The organism is Rhodopirellula sp. UBA1907 (assembly GCF_002337565.1).
Lineage (GTDB): Bacteria > Planctomycetota > Planctomycetia > Pirellulales > Pirellulaceae > Rhodopirellula > Rhodopirellula europaea.
The window spans coordinates 69092-72159 of record NZ_DDGH01000023.1 but is presented as its reverse complement, the minus strand read 5'-3'; the positions used below and the strand labels follow the sequence as shown (position 1 = coordinate 72159).

Sequence of the window (3068 nt, the reverse complement as noted above, 5' to 3'; positions counted from 1 at the left end):
CCATGCGTCGCTTTGGTTCCGACGCTCCCGATTTGCGTTTCGGTTTGGAAATCGTCGACGTCACTTCGGTGGCTGCGAAGACCGACTTCCGAGTCTTCCGCGGAACCGCCGACGCTGGCAACTTCGTCCGTGGCATCAACGTCAAAGACGCCGCCCTCAAGTTCTCGCGACGGCAGATCGATGAGTTGACCGCGTTTGTGCAACAAGACTTCGGTGCCAAGGGCTTGGCTTGGTTCCGCGTCGAAGATGACGGAACACTGTGGAGCCCGATCGCGAAGAACTTTGAGCCTGAACACTTGGCTGAAATCAAAGAGTTGATGGGCGGCGAACCCGGTGACTTGCTGATGTTCTTGGCCGACACCTGGGAAGTCACCTGCAAAGGCCTTTCCGGTCTTCGAAAACGTTTGGCCGTGGAACTGAAACTCTACGAAGAAGGCGAGCTGAACTGCAGTTGGGTGACCGAGTTCCCAATGTTCGAAAAGGACGAAGAAGCCGGTCGCTATGTCGCCATGCACCACCCCTTCACCGCTCCTCTCGAAGAAGACTTGCCACTTCTGAAAGAGTCGCCTGAGAAGTGCCGCGCTCAAGCCTATGACTTGGTCATCAACGGATCGGAAGCTGGTGGTGGAACGATTCGGATTCATGACAGCAAGGTTCAATCGCAAGTGTTTGAACTGCTGGGCATGGACGAAGAAACCGCTCGCGATCGCTTTGGGTTCTTGCTCGACGCATTGCGTTTCGGTGCACCTCCACACGGCGGGATCGCGTTGGGCGTCGATCGCTGGGTGATGCTGTTCGCTGGCCTCGAGAACATTCGCGAAGTCATCGCGTTCCCCAAAACGCAAAAGGCCGCCGACATGATGACGGGTGCTCCTGGCGAAGTGGACGCGGACCAACTCAACGAACTGCACCTGCGAACGGTCTCCGCCAAAACCTGATCGCGGCCTCGCATCGATCCATTTGCCCGGCTCACCTCGTTGGTTCGCCAACCAAATCTTGCTACAAACGTTGGTTGGAGCGAGGTCAGAGCAGGGCAGGGCGGTCGTGCGTTCACTGCTGTCGGATCTCGCCGATTGAATCTCTTTTCCATCGACGGATCGCATCATCGCCGCTAATCGCCACCTCGGTTTGTTTGGAGCCACCAGCGTCGGCGTCGGTGCGATCGTGGGTGGCGGCATCCTCGCACTGGCCGGAGTCGCGTTTGCGACAACGGGCCCATCCGCGATCTTGGCGTTTGGTCTCAATGGCGTCATCGCGATTCTGACCGCGCTCAGTTTCGCTGAGATGGCATCGAAGTTCCCCGAGTCTGGCGGGACTTACACCTTCAGCCGCAAAGTCCTTTCGGTCGAATCCGCCTTCACAGTGGGCTGGGTCGTTTGGTTTGCATCGATCGTTGCCTCCGTTCTTTACGCGATCGGCTTCGGAAGTTTCGCGACGCTGCTGCTGAGCGAATTGTTCGCGACTCAAGGTTCGGTCCCGCATTGGCTTGGCGAACCTTGGAGCGTCCCGGTCGTTTCGCTTGCAACGACCGTCGGCATCGGCGGCTTGATGACGTTTCGGACATCCGGCGGAGGAGCTTGGATCAACGTCGCCAAAGTGGCTGTCTTCTCGGTTTTGATCATCGGCGGATTTTGGGTGCTGACCGGGCAACCCGTTTCCAAAACCACCGCTGAATTACGTCCGTTTCTCGCATCTGGTTGGGGCGGCTTGGTACAAGCGATGGGATACAGCTTCATCGCTTTGCAAGGATTCGACTTGATTGCGGCGGTCGGCGGTGAAGTTCGCGAGCCGAGCAAGAATATCCCACGAGCGATGTTGTTGTCGCTGATCATCGCGTTGCTGATTTATTTGCCACTCCTGTTTGTGCTTTCCACCGTCGGTACCGATGGGTCTCAAAGCATTCGCGAATTGGCCGCATCGGATCCTGAAGCCGTGGTCGCTTTGGCCGCGCGGCATTACCTCGGCACATCAGGTTATTGGCTGGTGTTGATCGCGGCGGTCCTCTCGATGTTCTCGGCTCTGCAAGCCAACCTGTTTGCTGCATCGAGAATTGCTCTCGCGATGTCGCGGGACAACACACTTCCAAATGCACTGAGTCGCTTGGCCGCCGGATCCGGTTCCCCTTGGATCTCGGTCTTGGTAACGACCGGCTTGGTGTGCTTGCTGATTCAGCTTCTGCCAGACATCGCGGCGGCGGGTGCGGCATCGAGCTTGATCTTCTTGGTGACATTCGCGATTGCTCATTGGTTGGCCATTTTGGTTCGTCAACGTAGCGAGCTGACACCGCCACCGTTCCGAGTCCCCGGTTACCCAGCCGTTCCTGTCGTTGGCGGTTTGGCTTGTTTGGCCTTGGCGATTTTCCAAGGCATCGCGGTGCCCGAAGCCGGAATCATCGCGGTCATGTGGATCGCGATAGGCGGCGTTCTGTTTCTGTCCTTGTTTGCTCGTCGAGCACGCCTGACCGATGTGTCCAACATCGCCAGCAATCCCGAACTCTCGCGACTGCGTGGCAATTCGCCATTGGTTCTCGTACCGATCGCGAATCCCAACAACGCACGCGCCATGATCGCGTTGGCGGATACATTGGTTCCCGCCGCCCTTGGACGGGTGCTAGTTCAGACCGTCGTCGTCGCACCTCATGACTGGGATCCGATCGTCAATCACCGCCCCTCGGCACAGCTTCATTCGGTGATGAATGAGGTTCTGCACGCTTCGGCAAGTCTCGGTGTTCGCTGCGAGACGCTAACCACAGTTTCCGCGGAACCGATGATGGAAATCGCCCGCGTCGCCAAATTGCATCAATGCCAATCGGTGCTATTGGGCTTGAGCGAGATCACTCCGGAAGCACGCGACACGCCGCTGGAAGGTTTGCTCGGCCAACTATCCAGTGACGTCGTTGTGCTTCGTGCTCCTAAAGATTGGCAGCTCGATCAAAGCCAGCAAATCCTCGTGCCGGTTGGTGGACGTGGCGGCCACGATTATTTGCTCACGCGATTGCTCAGCAGTCTCTCTCGCGAGCAACAAAGGCAAGTCAAGTTTCTGCGAGTGATCCCCACCGATACGCTTCG

General features: G+C 57.7%; 2 protein-coding genes. Both read left to right on the top strand.

Annotation, left to right across the window (positions count from 1 at the left end):
- On the top strand, positions 1 to 938 hold a 938-nt coding region (locus B2R17_RS05380; protein WP_286763157.1), incomplete at its 5' end, for an amino acid--tRNA ligase-related protein.
- Between the two features lie 190 nt (positions 939 to 1128).
- The coding region (locus B2R17_RS05375) for an APC family permease (RefSeq protein ID WP_286763156.1) at positions 1129 to 3068 on the top strand (1940 nt) is incomplete at its 3' end.